The organism is Aminobacter ciceronei, assembly GCF_014138625.1.
Taxonomy (GTDB): Bacteria; Pseudomonadota; Alphaproteobacteria; order Rhizobiales; family Rhizobiaceae; genus Aminobacter; species Aminobacter ciceronei.
Window position 1 is genome coordinate 80,785 of sequence record NZ_JACJHY010000028.1, and the last position, 17,612, is coordinate 98,396.

The 17,612-nt window shown below is 63.9% G+C and carries 15 protein-coding genes and 1 tRNA gene; 3 read left to right on the plus strand and 13 right to left on the minus strand.

The features are described from left to right. Positions 1–71 precede the first annotated feature (71 nt). Positions 72–734: a peroxiredoxin gene (locus HNQ95_RS24800; RefSeq protein ID WP_067966898.1), complete on the plus strand. Its 663-nt coding sequence runs from the start codon at positions 72–74 to the stop codon at positions 732–734. 53 nt (positions 735–787) lie between these two features. On the opposite strand, the gene HNQ95_RS24805 is transcribed toward HNQ95_RS24800, so the two are convergent. The 5 genes from HNQ95_RS24805 to HNQ95_RS24825 form a co-directional block, all read right to left on the minus strand. Then, on the minus strand, positions 788–1,408 hold the full coding sequence (locus HNQ95_RS24805) for a YitT family protein (RefSeq protein ID WP_182575500.1): 621 nt from the start codon (positions 1,406–1,408) through the stop codon (positions 788–790). Positions 1,409–1,609: 201 nt separating this feature from the next. Next, complete coding sequence (locus HNQ95_RS24810; protein ID WP_182575499.1) at positions 1,610–3,571, minus strand: acetyl/propionyl/methylcrotonyl-CoA carboxylase subunit alpha; 1,962 nt, start codon at positions 3,569–3,571, stop codon at positions 1,610–1,612. A 14-nt stretch (positions 3,572–3,585) separates the two neighbouring features. Beyond that, positions 3,586–5,193, minus strand: coding sequence for a carboxyl transferase domain-containing protein (locus HNQ95_RS24815; RefSeq protein ID WP_182575498.1), 1,608 nt, complete (start codon positions 5,191–5,193; stop codon positions 3,586–3,588). A 152-nt stretch (positions 5,194–5,345) separates the two neighbouring features. Beyond that, complete coding sequence (locus tag HNQ95_RS24820; protein WP_246786995.1) at positions 5,346–5,723, minus strand: type II toxin-antitoxin system VapC family toxin; 378 nt, start codon at positions 5,721–5,723, stop codon at positions 5,346–5,348. Continuing rightward, positions 5,720–6,058, minus strand: coding sequence for an AbrB/MazE/SpoVT family DNA-binding domain-containing protein (locus HNQ95_RS24825; RefSeq protein ID WP_182575497.1), 339 nt, complete (start codon positions 6,056–6,058; stop codon positions 5,720–5,722). The genes HNQ95_RS24820 and HNQ95_RS24825 overlap by 4 nt, the downstream gene beginning before the upstream one ends. 341 nt (positions 6,059–6,399) lie before the next feature. On the opposite strand from HNQ95_RS24825, the gene HNQ95_RS24830 reads away from it, so the two are divergent. Then, positions 6,400–6,792, plus strand: a complete 393-nt coding sequence (locus HNQ95_RS24830; RefSeq protein ID WP_182575496.1) for a hypothetical protein — start codon at positions 6,400–6,402, stop codon at positions 6,790–6,792. Positions 6,793–6,809: 17 nt separating this feature from the next. On the opposite strand, the gene HNQ95_RS24835 is transcribed toward HNQ95_RS24830, so the two are convergent. The 8 genes from HNQ95_RS24835 to HNQ95_RS24870 form a co-directional block, all read right to left on the minus strand. Then, positions 6,810–7,970: an isovaleryl-CoA dehydrogenase gene (locus HNQ95_RS24835; protein ID WP_182575495.1), complete on the minus strand. Its 1,161-nt coding sequence runs from the start codon at positions 7,968–7,970 to the stop codon at positions 6,810–6,812. Next, entirely contained in the window at positions 7,936–8,580 is a 645-nt protein-coding gene (locus HNQ95_RS24840) for a TetR/AcrR family transcriptional regulator (protein ID WP_182575494.1), read from the minus strand. Before HNQ95_RS24840 ends, HNQ95_RS24835 begins: the two co-directional genes overlap by 35 nt. Positions 8,581–8,671: 91 nt before the next feature. Further along, complete coding sequence (locus HNQ95_RS24845; RefSeq protein WP_182575493.1) at positions 8,672–10,099, minus strand: HlyD family type I secretion periplasmic adaptor subunit; 1,428 nt, start codon at positions 10,097–10,099, stop codon at positions 8,672–8,674. 2 nt (positions 10,100–10,101) lie between these two features. Beyond that, entirely contained in the window at positions 10,102–11,841 is a 1,740-nt protein-coding gene (locus tag HNQ95_RS24850; protein WP_182575492.1) for a type I secretion system permease/ATPase, read from the minus strand. Between the two features lie 83 nt (positions 11,842–11,924). Then, positions 11,925–13,154 (minus strand): CAP domain-containing protein, encoded by a 1,230-nt coding sequence (locus HNQ95_RS24855; protein ID WP_067964254.1) that lies wholly within the window; start codon positions 13,152–13,154, stop codon positions 11,925–11,927. Between the two features lie 195 nt (positions 13,155–13,349). Continuing rightward, entirely contained in the window at positions 13,350–14,459 is a 1,110-nt protein-coding gene (locus HNQ95_RS24860; RefSeq protein ID WP_182575491.1) for a pyridoxal phosphate-dependent aminotransferase, read from the minus strand. Positions 14,460–14,739: 280 nt separating this feature from the next. Then, entirely contained in the window at positions 14,740–15,615 is an 876-nt protein-coding gene (locus tag HNQ95_RS24865) for a tyrosine-type recombinase/integrase (protein WP_246340962.1), read from the minus strand. A 294-nt stretch (positions 15,616–15,909) separates the two neighbouring features. Further along, positions 15,910–16,965, minus strand: coding sequence for a porin (locus HNQ95_RS24870; protein WP_067964251.1), 1,056 nt, complete (start codon positions 16,963–16,965; stop codon positions 15,910–15,912). A 451-nt stretch (positions 16,966–17,416) separates the two neighbouring features. Between HNQ95_RS24870 and HNQ95_RS24875 the strand changes: the two genes are divergently transcribed. After that, positions 17,417–17,507 (plus strand) — tRNA-Ser (locus HNQ95_RS24875). Positions 17,508–17,612: the final 105 nt, after the last annotated feature.

The window sequence follows — 17,612 nt, forward strand, 5'->3', positions numbered from 1 at the left end:
CACGTGGACGCCGAAATCAGGCCGTTCTGGCCGGCGCAAGCCGTGTGCGTCGCATTCAGGAGGAACCGACCATGAGCCTTCGCATCAATGACACTGCCCCGGATTTCAAGGCCGACACGACGGAAGGCGCGATCAGCTTCCACGACTGGATCGGTGACGGCTATGCCGTGCTGTTTTCGCACCCCAAGGATTTTACGCCCGTCTGCACCACCGAACTCGGCTACATGGCCGGGCTGAAGGCCGACTTTGCCAAGCGCAATGCCAAGATCATCGGCATTTCGGTCGATCCGGTCGAGAACCACCACAAATGGAAGGCCGACATCGAGACGCTCTCCGGCAACAAGGTCGACTATCCGATGATCGGTGACCCGACGCTTGCCATTGCCAAGCTTTTCGACATGCTGCCGGCGACGGCTGGCGACAGCTCGGAAGGCCGCACCCCGGCAGACAATGCCACGGTGCGTTCGGTGTTTGTCATCGGCCCCGACAAGAAGGTCAAGCTGACCCTGACCTATCCGATGTCGACCGGCCGCAACTTCGACGAGATCCTGCGCGCGCTGGATTCGATCCAGCTGACCGCCAAATACCAGGTGGCAACGCCGGTGCAGTGGAAGCAGGGCGACGATGTCATCGTCACCGCAGCCGTCTCCGACGAGGACGCGATCAAGCGCTTCGGCTCGTTCGAGCGCGTCCTGCCCTATCTCAGGAAGACCAAGCAGCCGACCGCCGGCTGATCCGGCATAGCTGTCGCACGCAGGGCCGCGCCGTCTGGCGCGGCTTTTGCGTTTCAGCTCATGCCGACATAACGGCCGGGGCGATGGTTGATGGCGATGATCAGGTTGAGCACCGCGGCACCCAGCACCGAAAGTGCGACCTTGTCGAGCTCAAGGTAAAACAGCGACACGACAAGGATGACGAGGTCGACCGCGAGCTGGAAATAGCCGGCGCGGATGCCATGATTGTCCTGCAGGTACAAGGCCAGGATGTTGAAGCCGCCGAGCCCGGCGCGATGGCGGAACAGCACCAGTAGGCCCATGCCCATCAGGCCGCCGCCCGCTATCGCTGCATAGAGCGGGTTGAGGTGGCCGATGCCGATCCAGTCGGGCACTAGCCGCGACAGCAGCGAAATCAGCGCCACGGCGGCAAAGGTGCGCAGCGCGAACGGCCAGCCCATGCGCTTCACGGCGAGATAATAGAACGGCAGGTTGATGACGAAGAAGATGGCGCCGAAGCCGTAGCCGGTGGCGTATTGGACAAGCAGCGCCAGTCCGGCCGAACTGCCGGTGATCAGCCCGGCATTGGTGTAGAGCACCAGCCCGAGCGCCACCATCATGGTACCGGTGAGCAGTGCCAGCACGTCCTCGTACTGGCGATGCGGGAGGGCATCACTGTTGCTGATATTGGTCACTGCGCGTGCCTGTCCATGTTTGCTGCATCGCAGCAATACGGCACCAGCCCGAAATCCGATACAGATTTTCGGGCTGGTCTGGCATGCGCAAACAGCAAGGCTCGCGTAAGAGCCGGGAAAACTGTGCGGCGGTTTTCCCGGGAATTGCGCAAAAACAAGAAGATGGAGGGCTTCCGCGATTCGAAGAAAAGCGGAGACTGACTACTCCTCGAAGCGCACCAGCACCGTTCCGTCGGTCACCTGCGCGCCCTCGGCGGCGATCTCGCTGATCACCCCGTCATGGGTGGCGGTGATGGTGTGCTCCATCTTCATCGCCTCCAGCACCAGCAGCGGCTGGCCCTTTGCCACCTTGTCGCCCTTTGTCGCGCGAACGAGCTTGACCAGGCCCGGCATCGGCGCGCGCATGCTCGACGTGCCTTCGCCGATTTCGGCAGCGCGTGCGAACGGATCGCTGATGGCGAAGTCGAAGGAGCGGCCAGCTTCGAACACCGTGACATGGCCGGGCCACGCCGCGACCGTCGCTCCCGCATCGCCCGCGCCCGCGCCCGCGCTTAGCACGAAGGCCTCGCCGCCCTCCGGCCTGACCTGGAAACGCCCGTCCGGCCGCGCCGTGATGTGGGCGACAATGCCCGTGCCGCCGAACGACAAAGTCGCCCGCCGCGCCAGCGGGTTGAAATGGGCATAGCCGGTGAGGCTGGACCACGGATCGTCAGAGGCAGCAGATGCCATGGCTCCGGTGGCAGCCAGTGCGGCAAGCGCCACGGCCCGGCTGCTCGGCGGCGCGGTCACCGTCAGCTCGTCCTGCTTGCGCCCGATCAGACCGGTGTCGACATCTCCTGAGGCGAAGTCGGGGTCGCGGGCAAGGGCAGCCAGGAACGCCGCATTTGTCGTCGAGCCCGCCACTTCGGTGCGGGTGACTGCGTCGGCGAGTGCTGCGAGCGCGGTTGTGCGATCAGGCCCGTGCGTCACCACCTTGGCGATCATCGGATCGTAGAAGGGCGAGATCGCATCGCCCTGGCGCACGCCGGTCTCGATGCGGAGTTCGGTGCCCGCCGCAGCTTCCCCGGGGAAGCTGAGATGATGCAGCGTGCCGATCGCCGGCAGGAAACCCTTGGCGGGATCCTCGGCATAGAGCCGTGCCTCGAAGGCATGGCCTGATAGCGTGATGTCCTCCTGCGCCAGCGGTATCGGCTCGCCCGAGGCGACCCGAAGCTGCCATTCGACAAGGTCGACGCCCGATATCATCTCGGTCACCGGGTGCTCGACCTGCAGCCGCGTGTTCATTTCCATGAACCAGAAACGATCCGGCTTCAGCCCGTCCGAGGCATCGACGATGAACTCGATCGTGCCGGCGCCGGAATACTGGATCGCCTTGGCGGCCTTGACGGCGGCATCGGTCATCGCCGCGCGCAATTCGGCGGTCATGCCGGGGGCAGGGGCTTCCTCGATCACCTTCTGGTGGCGGCGTTGCGCCGAGCAGTCGCGTTCGAACAGATGCACGGCATTGCCGAAATTGTCGCCGAACACCTGCACTTCGATGTGGCGCGGCTTGTCGACATATTTCTCGACCAGCACGCGGTCGTCGCCGAAGGCGGCCTTGGCCTCGCGCCGTGCGCCGGACAGCGCATCGGCGAAATCGTCGGGGTGGTCGACGCGGCGCATGCCCTTGCCGCCGCCGCCGGCACGCGCCTTGATCAGTACGGGATAGCCGATCTCGCGCGCCTTGGAAGCGAGGATGACGATCTCCTGCGCCTCGCCGTGATAGCCTGGAACGACCGGCACGCCGGCCTTTTCCATCAGCCGCTTGGCGGCATCCTTGAGCCCCATGGCGCGGATCGAATCTGCCGACGGGCCGATGAAGACGAGGCCTGCCTGCGTCACCTGGTCGACGAAACCGGGGTTCTCGGACAGGAAGCCGTAACCGGGATGGATCGCCTCGGCGCCGGTCGCCTTGGCCGCCGCGATGATGACGTCGCCGCGCAGATAGCTCTCGGCGACAGGCGAGCCGCCAATATGCACGGCCTCGTCGGCCATGGCGACATGCAGCGCGCGCGCATCGGCGTCCGAATAGACCGCCACCGTCTTCACGCCCATCCTGCGGGCGGTGCGGATGACGCGACAGGCGATCTCGCCGCGATTGGCGATGAGGATTTTCGAAAACATTCCTTGATCCCCCATCACATCCTGAACACGCCGAATTTGGTGTCTGGTACAGGCGCGTTGAGCGCTGCCGACAGGCTGAGCGCCAGCACCTCGCGCGTCCTGGCCGGGTCGATGATGCCGTCGTCCCACAGTCGGGCCGACGAATAGAGCGGGTGCCCCTCGCGCTCGTATTTCTCGAGGATCGGTGCGCGGAACTCGGCTTCTTCTTCCTTGCTCCAGCTGCCGCCCTTGCGCTCGATGCCTTCGCGCTTGACCATGGCAAGCACTGTCGCTGCCTGCTCGCCGCCCATCACCGATATGCGCGCGTTCGGCCACATCCACAGGAAACGTGGCGAGTAGGCGCGGCCGCACATGCCGTAATTGCCGGCGCCGAACGAACCGCCGATGATGATGGTGACCTTCGGCACCTGGGCGGTCGCCACCGCCGTCACCAGCTTGGCGCCGTCCTTGGCAATGCCGCCGGCTTCGTATTTGGCGCCGACCATGAAGCCGGTGATGTTCTGCAGAAAGACAAGCGGGATCTTGCGCTGGCAGCACAGCTCGATGAAATGTGCGCCCTTCAGCGCGCTCTCCGAAAACAGCACGCCATTGTTGGCGATGATGCCGACCGGCATGCCGTGGACATGGGCAAAGCCCGTCACCAGTGTGGTGCCGTAGTTCTGCTTGAACTCGTCGAATTCGGAGCCGTCGACGACGCGCGCGATCACCTCGCGCACGTCATAGGGCTGGCGCAGGTCGGCCGGGATGACGCCATAGACCTCTTCCGGCGCATGAACGGGCGGAATCGATGTCTTCAGGACCAGCCCGATGTCCTTCTTCCGATTCAGGTTTTTGACGATGCGCCGGACGATCGCCAGAGCGTGTTCGTCGTCGACGGCATAGTGGTCGGCGACACCCGACACCCGCGTGTGCAGGTCGGCGCCGCCCAGCTCTTCTGCGCTGACATCTTCGCCCGTCGCCGCCTTGACCAGCGGCGGGCCGGCGAGAAAGATGGTGGCCTGGTTGCGCACCATGACGGTCTCGTCGGACATCGCCGGCACATAGGCGCCGCCCGCCGTGCACGAGCCCATGACGCAGGCGATCTGCGGAATGCCCGCCGCCGACATGTTGGCCTGGTTGAAGAAGATGCGGCCGAAATGATCGCGGTCGGGAAACACCTCGTCCTGGTTGGGCAGGTTGGCGCCGCCGGAATCGACGAGATAGATGCAGGGCAGATTGTTCTGCAGCGCGATCTCCTGCGCCCTCAGATGCTTCTTCACAGTCATCGGATAATAGGTGCCGCCCTTCACCGTGGCGTCGTTGACCACCACCATCACCTCGGTGCCTTCGACGCGGCCGATGCCGGCGATCACGCCGGCGGACGCGATGTCGCCGCCATAGAGGCCGAAGGCGGCGAACTGGCCGACCTCGAGGAAGGGCGAGCCGGCGTCGAGCAGTTGCGCCAGCCTTTCACGCGGCAGAAGCTTGCCGCGCGACATATGCCGCTTGCGCGCATCCTCCGAACCGCCGCGCTCCACCGTCGCAGCTTTCTCGCTGATGTCGGCCACCAGCGTTCGCAGGCGCGCCGCATTGGCCTTGAAGCTTTCGGAGGAGGGGGAGAGCTGGGAATGAAGCGTCGGCATTTTTCCTCTTGGAGTGATACCCATGCGATGCAGCGCGCAAGAGCGCGAAGCAGTCATGGTGGGTGGCGAATCTAACGCACTAGCCTCGTAATTTCGGCGAAGTCCAGACGTCGGTTTGTTGCTGTCGAGCCATCTCCGCTCTCGATCGCCTCTCAGCGAATGACCTCTATCTTGCAGCCGACATCCAGGTCGGCCCATTTCCTGTCGGCGGTGACGGCTGTTCGTTCCGTCAGTATCGCCAGCGCCAGGCAGGCGCGGTCACCCAGCGACAAGCCCTTGTGGCGCGTCGATGCGCGCAGGTGCCCGGCGACCAGCGCCAGGTGTTGGTCGAACGACACCACATCGAGACTCAAGTTCTCGTACTGCTGGCGTACGTCAACTTCGTCGTAGCCCTTGTCGGTCAGCTTCGAGATGACCTCCGTGACATTGACGGCGCAGATCACGCTCTTGTCGACGAGCGCATGGACCCGGTCGGCTCCGGGCTCCTGCAACATCGCCGCCAGCACGGCCGAGGCGTCGAGCACGATCACTCTTCACCCCACATAGCGCGGCGTTCGGCCAGGAACTCGTCGACAACGCTTTCTCCCGGCTTCTTGTACTTGGCCATCTCTTGCTGCACACGGGTGAGGGCCATCTGGTGCGAGATCAGCCTCAGCTCTCCGTTCTCGACCTGGGCGACGAGATCGTCGCCGGGCTTGATGCCCATTTCCTCACGCATGGCGGCGGGGATGACGATGCGGCCGCCGTCGCCCACGCGCAAGCGCTCGAACTTCGGCGGCTTGCGCAGCAACTCGGCCCGGATCCTGGAGTTGTATGGCTTCTGCGGCTCCTCGGCGAAGCCTTTGGGCGTCTCTGGCTCAGTCATGGCGCAAACCCCGATCTGTGGCAGAAAGAGAGATTGTGCCATGAATGACCATTTGCGGCAAACAGGCTGCCAGGCAGTTGCGGAAACCTCTGATTGTTTTGGCTTGATATCGATCCGGAATGCGTGTACGTGCCCGCTCCCGATGGGGCGAGCTGCTGGCTCGTCCGCATGCTCCGCAACCCGTCCTCTTGGAGACGACCGATGAGACGCATCGATATGCGCCTGACATTCCGTCTCCCTTCGGCAAAAGGCTGAGGCCGCCGAAGGGCGGCACTTTCACAGCTCGAATTCACCGAAGTTGCAGGGGAGCGCGCCGCCGTCGAGGCCGCGCGGTTGTCATCATGTATGTGCGTTTCGTTACGCCGCTCATCCATCCGAACAGCCGGGTGGAGGCCGGCTTCTTCCGCGCGTCCTGGTATCTCTACAGGAATGGCTGCCCGGACTGGATCCTGGCCGAACTGCGTGAGCAGTTCGACTGGTTCAACGAGCATTTGCCGATGCCCGGCAGGATCGGTCGCCACTTCAAGCGGCGTAACTCGATCTGGGGCATCTGCTGGTTCGACCCGCACGCCGCCGAGGCGATCAGCCGTGCGCGCTACTGCGCCTGGCTGATCGGCGAGGGCGGTCTGCCAGTGCGCACGATCAAAACGGCCGGCCAGCGCGAGGTCATCTGGCGCGACGCCCATCAGATCGTGTCGAAGCCGACGGCCGATCTGCCAAGGGCTTTCCAGTGACCGGGCGGGAGGCTTCATCAGCCTTCCGCCATGATCTCGCGGCCGATCAGCCAGCGCCTGATCTCGCTGGTGCCGGCGCCGATCTCGTAGAGCTTGGCGTCGCGCAGCAGCCGGCCGGTGGGATAGTCGTTGATGTAGCCGTTGCCGCCGAGCAGCTGCAGCGCATCGAGCGCCATCACGGTTGCCTTCTCCGCCGCAAACAGCACGCAGCCGGCGGCGTCCTTGCGGGTCGTCTGGCCGCGGTCGCAGGCAGCGGCCACGGCATAGACATAGGCGCGCGCGGCATTCATCGTCGAATACATGTCGGCAAGCTTGCCCTGCACGAGCTGGAACTCGCCGATCGGCTGGCCGAACTGCTTGCGGTCGTGCACGTAAGGCACGGCGACATCCAGACACGCCGCCATGATGCCGATCGGCCCGCCGGCCAGCACCACGCGCTCATAGTCGAGGCCTGACATCAGCACTTCGACGCCGCGGCCTTCCTCGTGCAGCACGTTTTCGAACGGCACCTCGACATTTTCGAACACCAGCTCGCCGGTGTTGGAGCCGCGCATGCCGAGCTTGTCGAGCTTCTGCGCCACCGAAAAGCCCTTCATCGTCTTCTCGATGATGAAGGCGGTGATGCCGCGCGATTTGCGCTCCGGATCGGTCTTGGCATAGACCACCAGCGTGTCGGCATCGGGCCCGTTGGTGATCCACATCTTGGAGCCGTTGAGCACATAGACGTCGTTGCGCTTCTCGGCCCTGAGGCGCAGCGACACGACGTCGGAGCCGGAGCCGCTTTCCGACATGGCGAGCGCGCCGACATTCTCGCCCGAGCACAGTCTGGGCAGGTATTTCGCCTTCTGCTCCGGCGTGCCCCAGCGCTTGATCTGGTTGACGCAGAGGTTCGAATGCGCGCCATAGGACAGGCCGACCGAGGCCGAGGCGCGGGAGATTTCCTCGACCGCCACGACATGGGCGACATAGCCCATTTCCGAGCCGCCATATTCGCCCTCGGCAGTGATGCCGAGCAGGCCGAGCGCACCCAGCTCCTGCCAGAGATGGGCGGGAAATTCATTGCTGCGGTCGATGTCGGCGGCGATGGGGGCAATGCGCTCCTGGGCGAAGCGCCGGACCATCTCGCGCAGGCTGTCTATGTCCTCACCGAGCCCGAAGTTCAGCGTCTTGTCGTACATGGCGGTCCTCCGCATTGGTCCTGGCGCCGGTCAGGCGCATCGTCATGGCAAGATAGGTCGCGGTGACTTCGTCGACCGACAGTCTCTCATCGGGACGAAACCAGACGATGACGCCGGTGATCATCTGGATGATCGCCATCGCCGTCAGGCCGGTGTCGTCGATATCAAGCAGGCCGGCATCCGCGCCGTCGCGCAGGATGGTCCTGAGCTCCTTCTCGTAAGCCGTGCGGAGCTTGAGGATGCTGGTCAGATTATCGCGCGAAAGGCTGCGCAACTCCATGTTGGAGACATGGGTGGCGTGCCGGCGTTCGACATGGAAACGGATGTGGTTGGCGACGAAGCTGGTCAGCCGCGCCAGCGGATCGTCATTGTCGGGACGCGCCGCCTCCCAGGCGCCGAGCAGCGCCTCCATATGCTCGCGCATCAGCGTGTGAAGCAGGTCTTCCTTGGTCGGGAAATAGCGGTAGAGCGCGGCAGCCTGGACGCCGACCTCGGCCGCCAGCTGGCGCATCGTCACCGCCTCGAAGCCGTGACGCGCGATCAGCTGTACCGCCGCTTCGCGGATCGCCGCTTCCGTCCTGCCGCCGTCCGAACCCGCAGTTCGCGCCATCCAGCCATTCCTCCCGAATGGCTGGATTAATAAAACGAACGTTTAATTAATTCAAGGGGTACGAAACGCCGTCTGTGGATGACGGCCGGCGTCAGTCGCTGCGGAAGGCGCGGCTGGCCTGGTCGGTCAAAGGCTTGAACAGATAGGACAGCACCGTGCGGTCGGTGGTCTTGAGGAACACCTCGGCCGGCATGCCTGGCTTGAGCTCCGGTGAGCCCGCCTGTTCCAGGCTCTTGGCCGACAGGGCGATACGCACGGCATAATAGGACAGCCCGGCCTTCTGGTCCTCGATCATGTCGGGTGACACACGGTCGACGGTGCCGTCCACTTCAGGCGTGGTCTGCTGGTTGAAGGCCGACAGCCTGAGCGTCGCTGGTTGGCCGATGCGCACCTGGTCGATATCCTGCGGCGCAACGCGCGCCTCGACCACCAGCGCATCCGCCGTCGGCACGATCTGCATGATCGCTTCGCCCGGCGTGACCACGCCGCCGACGGTATGGATCGCCAGCTGGTGGACCCGGCCGGCCTGCGGCGCGCGGATGTCGATCTGCCTCAGCGACTGCTCGGCGGCGACCTGCCGTTCCCTGAGTTCGCCGGCCTTGGCGTCGATCTCGCGCAGCTCGCCGGCCACCTGGCTGCGCATGTCCTGGTCGATCTGGATGATGGCGAGCTCGGTCTCGCTGATGCGGCCGCGCGTCTGCGCCGCGGACGCCGTCAGCTGGCCGTCCTCGCCGTCGAGCTGCGCCTGCGCCCGCTGCCGGTCGGCCAGCCGCGAGATCGGCACCAGCTTCTTCTTCCACAGCTCTTCCATGCCCGCGAGCTCGACCTTGATCAGGGCGATCTCCTGCTTCTTGCTTTTCTGCTGGGCCTCGATGCCGGAAATCTCCTCGCGGAACTGGGCGATGCGTTCGCGCAATTGCGACACCTGCCCGTCGCGTGCCTGCCGCCTCAGCGCAAAAAGCTTGTTCTCGCCCTCGATCAGTTGCGCGATCGCCGGATCGGCGGCGCGGGCCGTGAGTTCGGCCGGATAGGCGACCGCCTCGGTTCCGTCGCGCTCGGCGATCAGCCGGGCGCGTCGCGCCATCAGCTCGTCCAGGCCGTTGTCGACGATGGCGAGATTGGCCTTGGCGACGGTGTCGTCGAGCCGCACCAGCACCTCGCCGGCCGACACCATGCTGCCATTGTGCACGTTGAGCGCGCCGACGACGCCGCCCTGCGGATGCTGGACCGCCTTGACGTTGGAATCGACGACAAGGTGACCCGCCGCCACCACCGCGCCCGACAGGCTGCTTGTTGCCGCCCACAGGCCGAGGCCGCCGACAAGCGCCAGCGCGGCGAAGCCGCCCAGGCGGACGTTGCGCCTGATGTCCTTGCGCAGCCGCTGCTGTTGCGGAGTGGCGCCGGCAACCGGCATCGCGCCCTTGTCGAGCAGGGCAAGCATTTGCGTCTTTGCCGAGGTCGCAAGATCTCTCGCTGCCTTCAGCCGGTCTGCCGAAAAATGGTTGGTCACCAGTGTCATGGTCAGCCCGCCGTTCCCACCGCATGCAGCGGCACCGGCACCGGTTGCAGTGCCTGCCTTGCAATCTCGCTCTTGAGGCCGAAGGCCTGCTGCTTGCCGCCGCCGAGGACCAGCAGATGGTCGAGTGCCGCCAGCGCGCTCGGCCGGTGCGCCACCACGATGACGATGCCGCCGCGCGCCTTGATGCGCTCGATGGCCTGCGTCAGCGCCTGGTCGCCCGATGCGTCGAGATTGGAATTGGGTTCGTCGAGCACGACCAGGAACGGATCGCGGTAGAGCGCGCGGGCCAGCGCCACGCGCTGGCGCTGGCCGGCGGACAGGGCAGCACCGCTCTCGCCGATCTCGGTCTGGTAGCCCTCGGGCAGACGCAGGATCATGTCGTGCACACCCGCAGCCTTCGCCGCCGCGATGATCGTCTCGGAAGGAGCGCTATCCTCGAAACGCGAAATGTTCTGGCCGACGGTTCCGGCAAACAGTTCGACATCCTGCGGCAGGTAGCCGACATGGCGGCCAAGCGCCTGAGCCGGCCACTGCTCCAGCGCCGCACCATCGAGCCGCACCTTGCCACGCATCAGCGGCCAGACGCCGACCAGCGCGCGCGCCAGCGAGGATTTTCCGGAGCCGCTGGGGCCGATGACGCCCATGCCGGCTCCCGCCCGAAGCGAGAATTCGACGTCCTGCAGCACAAATCGCCGATCGCCGGGCGCGACCACGCTGATGCCCTCGACAGTGAGTTCGTCTGTCGGCGCCGGCAGCTCCATGCCGCCTTCCGACGCCGGCATTGCTGCGAACAATGCGTCGAGCCGGTGCCAGCTCTGGCGTGCGTTGAGAAAGCCTTTCCAATGCGCGATGGCGAGTTCGATCGGCGCCAATGCGCGCGACGTCAGGATCGAGCTGGCAATGATGATGCCGGGCGTCGCCTGCTGGTAGATGACGAGATAGGCGCCGAGCGCCAGCACCATCGACTGCAGCATCATGCGCAGGATGCGCGACACGGCACCAAAGCCGCTGGTCAGGTCGCTGGCGCGTTCCTGCGCCTCGCGGAAGTCGCCATTCGCCTTAGCCCAGCGCTGCGCCAGCCGGTCGCCCATGCCCATTGCGGCCAGCACCTCGGCATTGCGGGCGCCGGCCTGGGCGATCGCGCTGCGCCGTGTGCTGAAGCCCGACATCGCCTTGGTCGGCCCGCGCACGAGGCGGTCGGTCAGGACGGTGAGCGCGACAAGCAGCACAGCACCGGCAAGTGCGGCAACGCCGATCCAGGGATGGAAAAGAAAACAGATGCCGACATAGATCGGGATCCACGGCAGGTCGAACAAGGCTGCCGGTCCCGCGCCGGAGAGAAAACCGCTGACCTGATCGAGGTCGCGCATGGCCTGCAGGCCTTCGCCGCGGTCGCGCGTGCGCAGCGGCAGCCTGACGATGCAGTTGAACACGCGGCCGCTGATGATTTCGTCGATGCCGGCGCCGATCCGCGTCAGCACCCGTGCCCTGACGGCTTCGAGCACGCCCTGGAAGGCATAGAGCACGGCCACCAGGATGATCAGCGCGACAAGCGTCGGCACGCTGCGGCTCGGCAGCACCCGGTCATAGACCTGCAGCATGAACAGCGAGCCCGACAGCATCAGGATGTTGATCAGGCCGCTGAAGCCGGCAACGGCGACGAAGGCGCCCTTGAACGAATGCAGCGCCTTGAAAAGCTCTGACGTGCGGTTCAGGTCAGTGGACGGGTGAGACAGGGTCATTCCCCTTGATGGCGGTCAATTGATTGACTGCAATACGGCGGGCCTCGCCGAACGAAGCCCGCCTTTTTGGAATCGCCAGAAAATCAGGCGACGACGTCGGCATTCTGATGGCTCGAATGGGCGGCCATCTGCGCCAGGATCTTGGCGACCGCCGCCTGGGCTGCGTCGCCCGCATCTGCCACCGCGTGACCATCCGCCGGCAGATGGGCCTGCAGCGTCGCGACAACGTGGTCGATGGCCTGCTGCACATGGCCGCCATCGACGATGTCGTTGACATGATCGGCATTCACATGTGCTGCCACCTTCGAGCTGAAGTTGAAGTGGTCGCCATCGAACGCCACCGTCTTCTTGGCAGAAGTCTCAGTGGAGCCGGCCACCTCGCGTACGCCACGCGTACCCGGGTCGCTACGCGTACCCTGGTCCTGGCCGAAATGGTCCATCTTCTTGAAGAAGTCGGCGAGCCAGTTGTTCGCAAGGTTTGCGCCGGTATTGTCGCCGCCGGTATCGGTGGTGTCGGCGACGTCGACCGTCTTGGTCGGCGTCGTCGGTGCTGTTGCGCCGGCATCGTCGACCGAAGCGGTGGCTGCCAGCGTGCCCGACTTCATCACCGGGTCGATCAGGTCCTTCTTGACGTTCTTGGTGCCGATCGTGACCGTCTGCGTCGAGGTCGCGATGTTGGCGCCAGTGAAGGTCACCGTGTAAGTGCCGGGCTTCAGCACCAGGTCGTAGCCGCCTGCCGCCGAGGTCGTGGTCTTGAAGGTCTGGCCGGCGGCGTTCTTGGCTGTCACGGTGATCGCGCCAAGCCCTTCGCCGGGATCGTAGAAGCGGTCGCCGTCCTTGTCGTCGAAGGTCACGCCGGTCAGGAACAGGTCGGAACCGGTCTTGCCGAAATCTTCGGTCACGAAGGCGGATGAACGGCCCTTGTAGTCACCGACCTCGAAGCCGAGGCCGACCTCGCGGAAGTTCGGGTTGAGAATGTTCGCCCGATGTCCGGAGGAGTTCATCAGGTTGGTGTGAAGCAGCTTCACTTCGTCGACATAGCCGGTCGGCGCGCGGGTCGTGGCCCAGGCGATGTTCTCGCCCGTCGCCCAGGAGCCGCTGAGCGTGTAGCCGGCCGCCTTCATGCGTGTCGTCGGCGACGAGCCGCCGGAGCCTGTGTGTGAAAAGACATCTGCCGAGAGCATCCACTTGTCGTGGTTTTCGGCGGCTTCGCTTAGGTCGTTGTCGAATGCCAGAGGCTGGGCGCCGACTTTGGCGCGCTCCGCGTTGATGAGCTCGAGCAAATACTGCTCGTTGGCGCTGTGCTGAGGCATAGGGTCTCCCCGGTTTGGTTCTTGATTGCTGATGAACCCCCAAATGTCCCGTCCGTCCCACGTCCGGCCTAGGCAGGAAGTGTGTTGATGATGCGGCGCTGAAATGAATAAATTAGGATATACGCATATATCTTCGCGCGAGACGACAGGGCGCGGATGCGCCGTCTATCGACGGTTGAAAATCCCGTGTCGTGATCAGCCGCGGGCGGCAGCGATCGCCTTGGACAGTTCTTCGGCGAAGATGTCGAGCTCGTGGTCGAGCCCGACGCTCACCCGGATGCAGCGGTCGAGCGCCGGCGCCATCGGTTTGCGGATGAAGACGTCGCGGGCAAGCATGTTGCGCATCACGGCAAGCGCGAAGGCAGCATCGCCGCCGCAGTCGATGGTGACGAAGTTTGTCGCCGAGGGCAGGGGCTTCAGCCCGTTATCCCTGGCGATTCCAGCGATCCGCTTGCGTCCGGCGTCGACCTTGGCGACCACCTGGGCAAGATAGGCCTGATCCGCGAGCGCTTCCTCGCCTGCGATCTGCGCCATGCGGCTGACGCCGTAGTGGTTGCGCACCTTTTCAAAGTTCGCGATCACCTCGGCATCGCCAAAGGCATAACCGCAGCGGATGCCGGCAAGCCCATAGGCTTTGGAGAAGGTGCGCATGCGCACGACATTGAGGCGCGCAATGTCGACCGGCGGCAGCGCCGAGGCTGGCGCCGTCTCGCCATAGGCTTCGTCGAGCACCAGCATCGTCGTCTCGGGCAAGGCCTCGGCAAAGCGAAGAATCTCCTCCGCTTCCCACCAGCTGCCCATCGGATTGTCCGGGTTGGACAGATAGACGACAGGCGCATTCTCGCGCTTCACCGCGTCGAGCAGGCCCTGGAGATCTTCCTTGTCGTCGCGGAACGGCACCGGCACCAGGCGCGCGCCGACGCTGGCGACGTGGAAATTGAAGGTCGGATAGGCGCCGAGCGAGGTCACCACTGGTGTACCCTCGCGGGCATACATGCGCACGACGAGGTTGAGCAGGCCGTCGATGCCTTCGCCAACAACGACATTGTCGACGCCGAGCCCGAGATGGCGCGCCAGTGCGACCTTGAGATCGTAATTATCCGGATCGCAGTATTTCCACATCTCAGCCGCGGCCTCGGCCATCCGTGCGATCACGCGCGGAGAAGGTCCGAAACCGCTCTCATTGGCACCGATTCGGGCGCGAAACGGCGTGCCGCGATCGCGCTCCTGCGCCTCCGGCCCGACAAACGGCACGGTAACGGGCAGGGCGTCGATGACGGGGGTGAGGGCAGGGCGGTTGGTCATGGCAGCATACTCGATGGCGTCATCCGGCCCTGGCCGGGCGCGGCAATCTCTGGATGTTTTGCCTATACGACAAAAGCAGCCGGGCAGGGATATGATTTGTGAGCCTATTTGCGCGCCAGCGACCGGCTTCACGCCACCGCGACGTGGCGATCCGGCAAAGTCCGAGCGGTCGTGACGGCGTGACGACGAGCAAGCCCGCGAGCCATTGCAACGTGTTGCTGCCGGCGCGCGCGCAGATGCGGCCCGAATCCGGGCGCATCATGCGAATCATTTGCCGGCATCAGTGCCGCTCCAGCACCACCACGCAGCGGTCGAGATCGTTTGTCGCGAGATGGGCGTAACGCATCGTCATCGACAGCGTCTGGTGACCGAGCCACATCTGCACGCGGCGGATGTCGATGCCGCCCTGGACCAGGCGCGAGGCGCAGGTGTGGCGCAGGATATGCGGCACCACCTGATCGTCGGCGCCGAGACCCACTTCCGCCTTGGCCTCGTTCCAGATTGCCCGGAACTGCGGCTGCGTCAGCATGGCGAACGGTCCTTTCGGACGCGGCCCACGATCAGCCGGCCATTTGGCCGTTTCTCTGGCGCGTGCGGTCAGGGGAATCGTCCGGCTGCGCCCGGATTTGGTGATCCAGAAGCTGACGCGTGTGTCCTGGATGTCGTTCCAGATCAGTCCGATCGCCTCGCCGAGGCGGCAACCGGTATCGACCAGGAAAACGGAAAGCCGGTAGGCGTCTTCACTCTTGGCCCGGATGGCAGCAAACAGCCTGTCCTCTTCCTCGAGCTCGAGAAAACGGATTCGTCCCGCCCGCTCCTTCTGGCGGCGGAACTCGGGCAGGCTGTGGACATCTCCCATCTTGTAGGCCTTGCGCAGCAGTTTGCTCAAAGCGGCCATCTTCCGATTGATGGTCGCATTGCTGTTACCGCGTTGGCGCAGGGAGCCTATCAGGCCGTCGAGTGTCTCCTGGGAAAATGCGCTGAAGCGCTCGCCTAGAAGAATCTCGTCGATCTCGCCGATGAAGGAGCTGACGTTGTATTTGTGCCTGCCGTCGTCCCAGAGAATGTCTTTGTAAGAATTAAAAAGGTCTATGACCCTGAATGACTTTACTTCTTTAATTGTATTGAAATTGTAAGTTACCTTGCAATCAGTCATCAGGGCGGCTGAAATGTGGCCGCTCACAATATCGTCCTTTGAAGTTGCTTTTTTCATAAGTCCTCGGCAACTCCCCCGCGCGCAAAGTTACGCACTCGGGCCGCCAAGGCAAGGGGACTAATGGATCAAGCTTCGGGCTGTTGAACGGGCAGGGGCAGATCGACCCGGGCTCGGCTTCAATAGCCTGACAGCGTCGTGCTTCTCCCTTTCGGTTCGATGTCCCAGCCGCTTTCCGCTGGTAGAAAAACGGCCCGGGTCTAAACCCGGGCCGCTTATGCTTAAGACGTCAGTCGATTAGAACGATGCGTCGAGACGGAGGAAGCCGTTGAACGAGCCGTCCGTGAAGCTGTCGCCGTCGTCGTAGTTGACTGCGAGCTTGGCGTTCAGGTTCTCGACGATCTTGTAGTCGATGACCGCGCCGATCGACCAGTCGTCGTTGCCGACTTCGGTCGTGGTGTTGGTGAGGAAGTTGCCGAAGTGGCTGTCAGCGAAGTACTGACCACCGGCGCCGACGGTCAGGCGATCGTTGACGGCATACTTCAGGTAACCGCCGACCGACCATTCGTAGCCGGCATAGAAGTCAGCCAGACCGAACCAGGTGGCGCCCGACTCATAAGCTGCGAGCAGCTCGAGCGTCAGAGCATCGGTTGCCTTGATCTTGGCGACACCCTTCAGAGCGAACTCCGAGAAGCGGTCGTCATAAGCGGCGAACAGGTCGACCGAACCCCAGCCCTGGGCAACCGAAACCTTGCCGACGACGAGCGGGACGTAGTCGAAGTTGTTGTCTTCTTCTTCGAGAGCCACCGACACTGCGATGCCGTTGCCGGCGTCGAAGGTGTAGCGGATCGAGTTGATGAAGTCGCCGCCGCCGGCGTCGAATTCACCCGACAGGGCGCCGTCGAACAGGGTGTCGTTACGACCGATCATCAGGCCGCCGAGTTCGAAGAAGGCATAACGAATCCAGGAGCCCTGGGTGTCTGACCACTCGGACGAGCCATCGGTCGTGTCAACGACGTATTCCTGGCCGTTGTGCTGGAAGTGCAGCTCGATGAAGCGGCGGAACGTGCCGTATTCGGTTTCCGAACGAGCATCCAGGTTCACGCGCGCAGCAGCGGTCTTGCGCCAACCTTCATCCTGGTCGTCCCAGTCGATCTGGTAGCGAACGAGGCCGCCGATCTTGAGGCAGGTCTCGGTGCCGGGGATGTAGTAGAAGCCCGCGCCGTAAACGTCGCAGATGCGGACGTATTCCATGGGTTCCGGCTCAGCGACGACGACAGCGTCGGCCGCACGAGCGCCGGAGACTGCGAGCAGAGCCGCAGCGGAGCCGAGAAGAAGGCTCTTAATGTTCATTTTCTGACCTCCAGTCAAAAGTTTCAAAAGAGGGTCTGGGTATTTTTTGCTGAAGGACAGCGTTCCCTGCCCCATCCCCGTTTGAAAAAGATGCGCACCGCGCTCCCTCTTCGACCCCGACATTACCCATGAGCGTTCGCGGTTCAACAGCCAACACGGCCCGCAAGCCTCCCGCAACGCTGGATCGCCGGGGCATGTTGCACAAATGACACGATTTGATACCCCCCATAAAGAAGTCATTAAGAAATGGAGCCATTCCAGCGCAGCTTTTGCGCCTGGCACAGATCCTGATCGAGGACTCTTTCCGCAGAATCGTGGGTGATCCGATTCTTCGGGAGCCCGGCTAAGCGGACGATTCGTACGCCGAGCTCGCCAGGCGGTGCTTTTTCATGCCGATATGTAGAATGGCTTATTGATTGTGCCGCGCCTTTTCTTTATCCAGCGGCGCAACGGAGAGGTGGCCGAGTGGTCGAAGGCGCTCCCCTGCTAAGGGAGTAGAGGTCAAAAGCTTCTCGTGGGTTCGAATCCCATCCTCTCCGCCAGCCTCAGGCTTGTACAGCCCGAAGACATAGGTAACAGTTTGTACCTAAGACATGGGTGACAACCTCGTGCCGAACGGGTTGTCGATGGTCTGCAGGGTCCTCTGT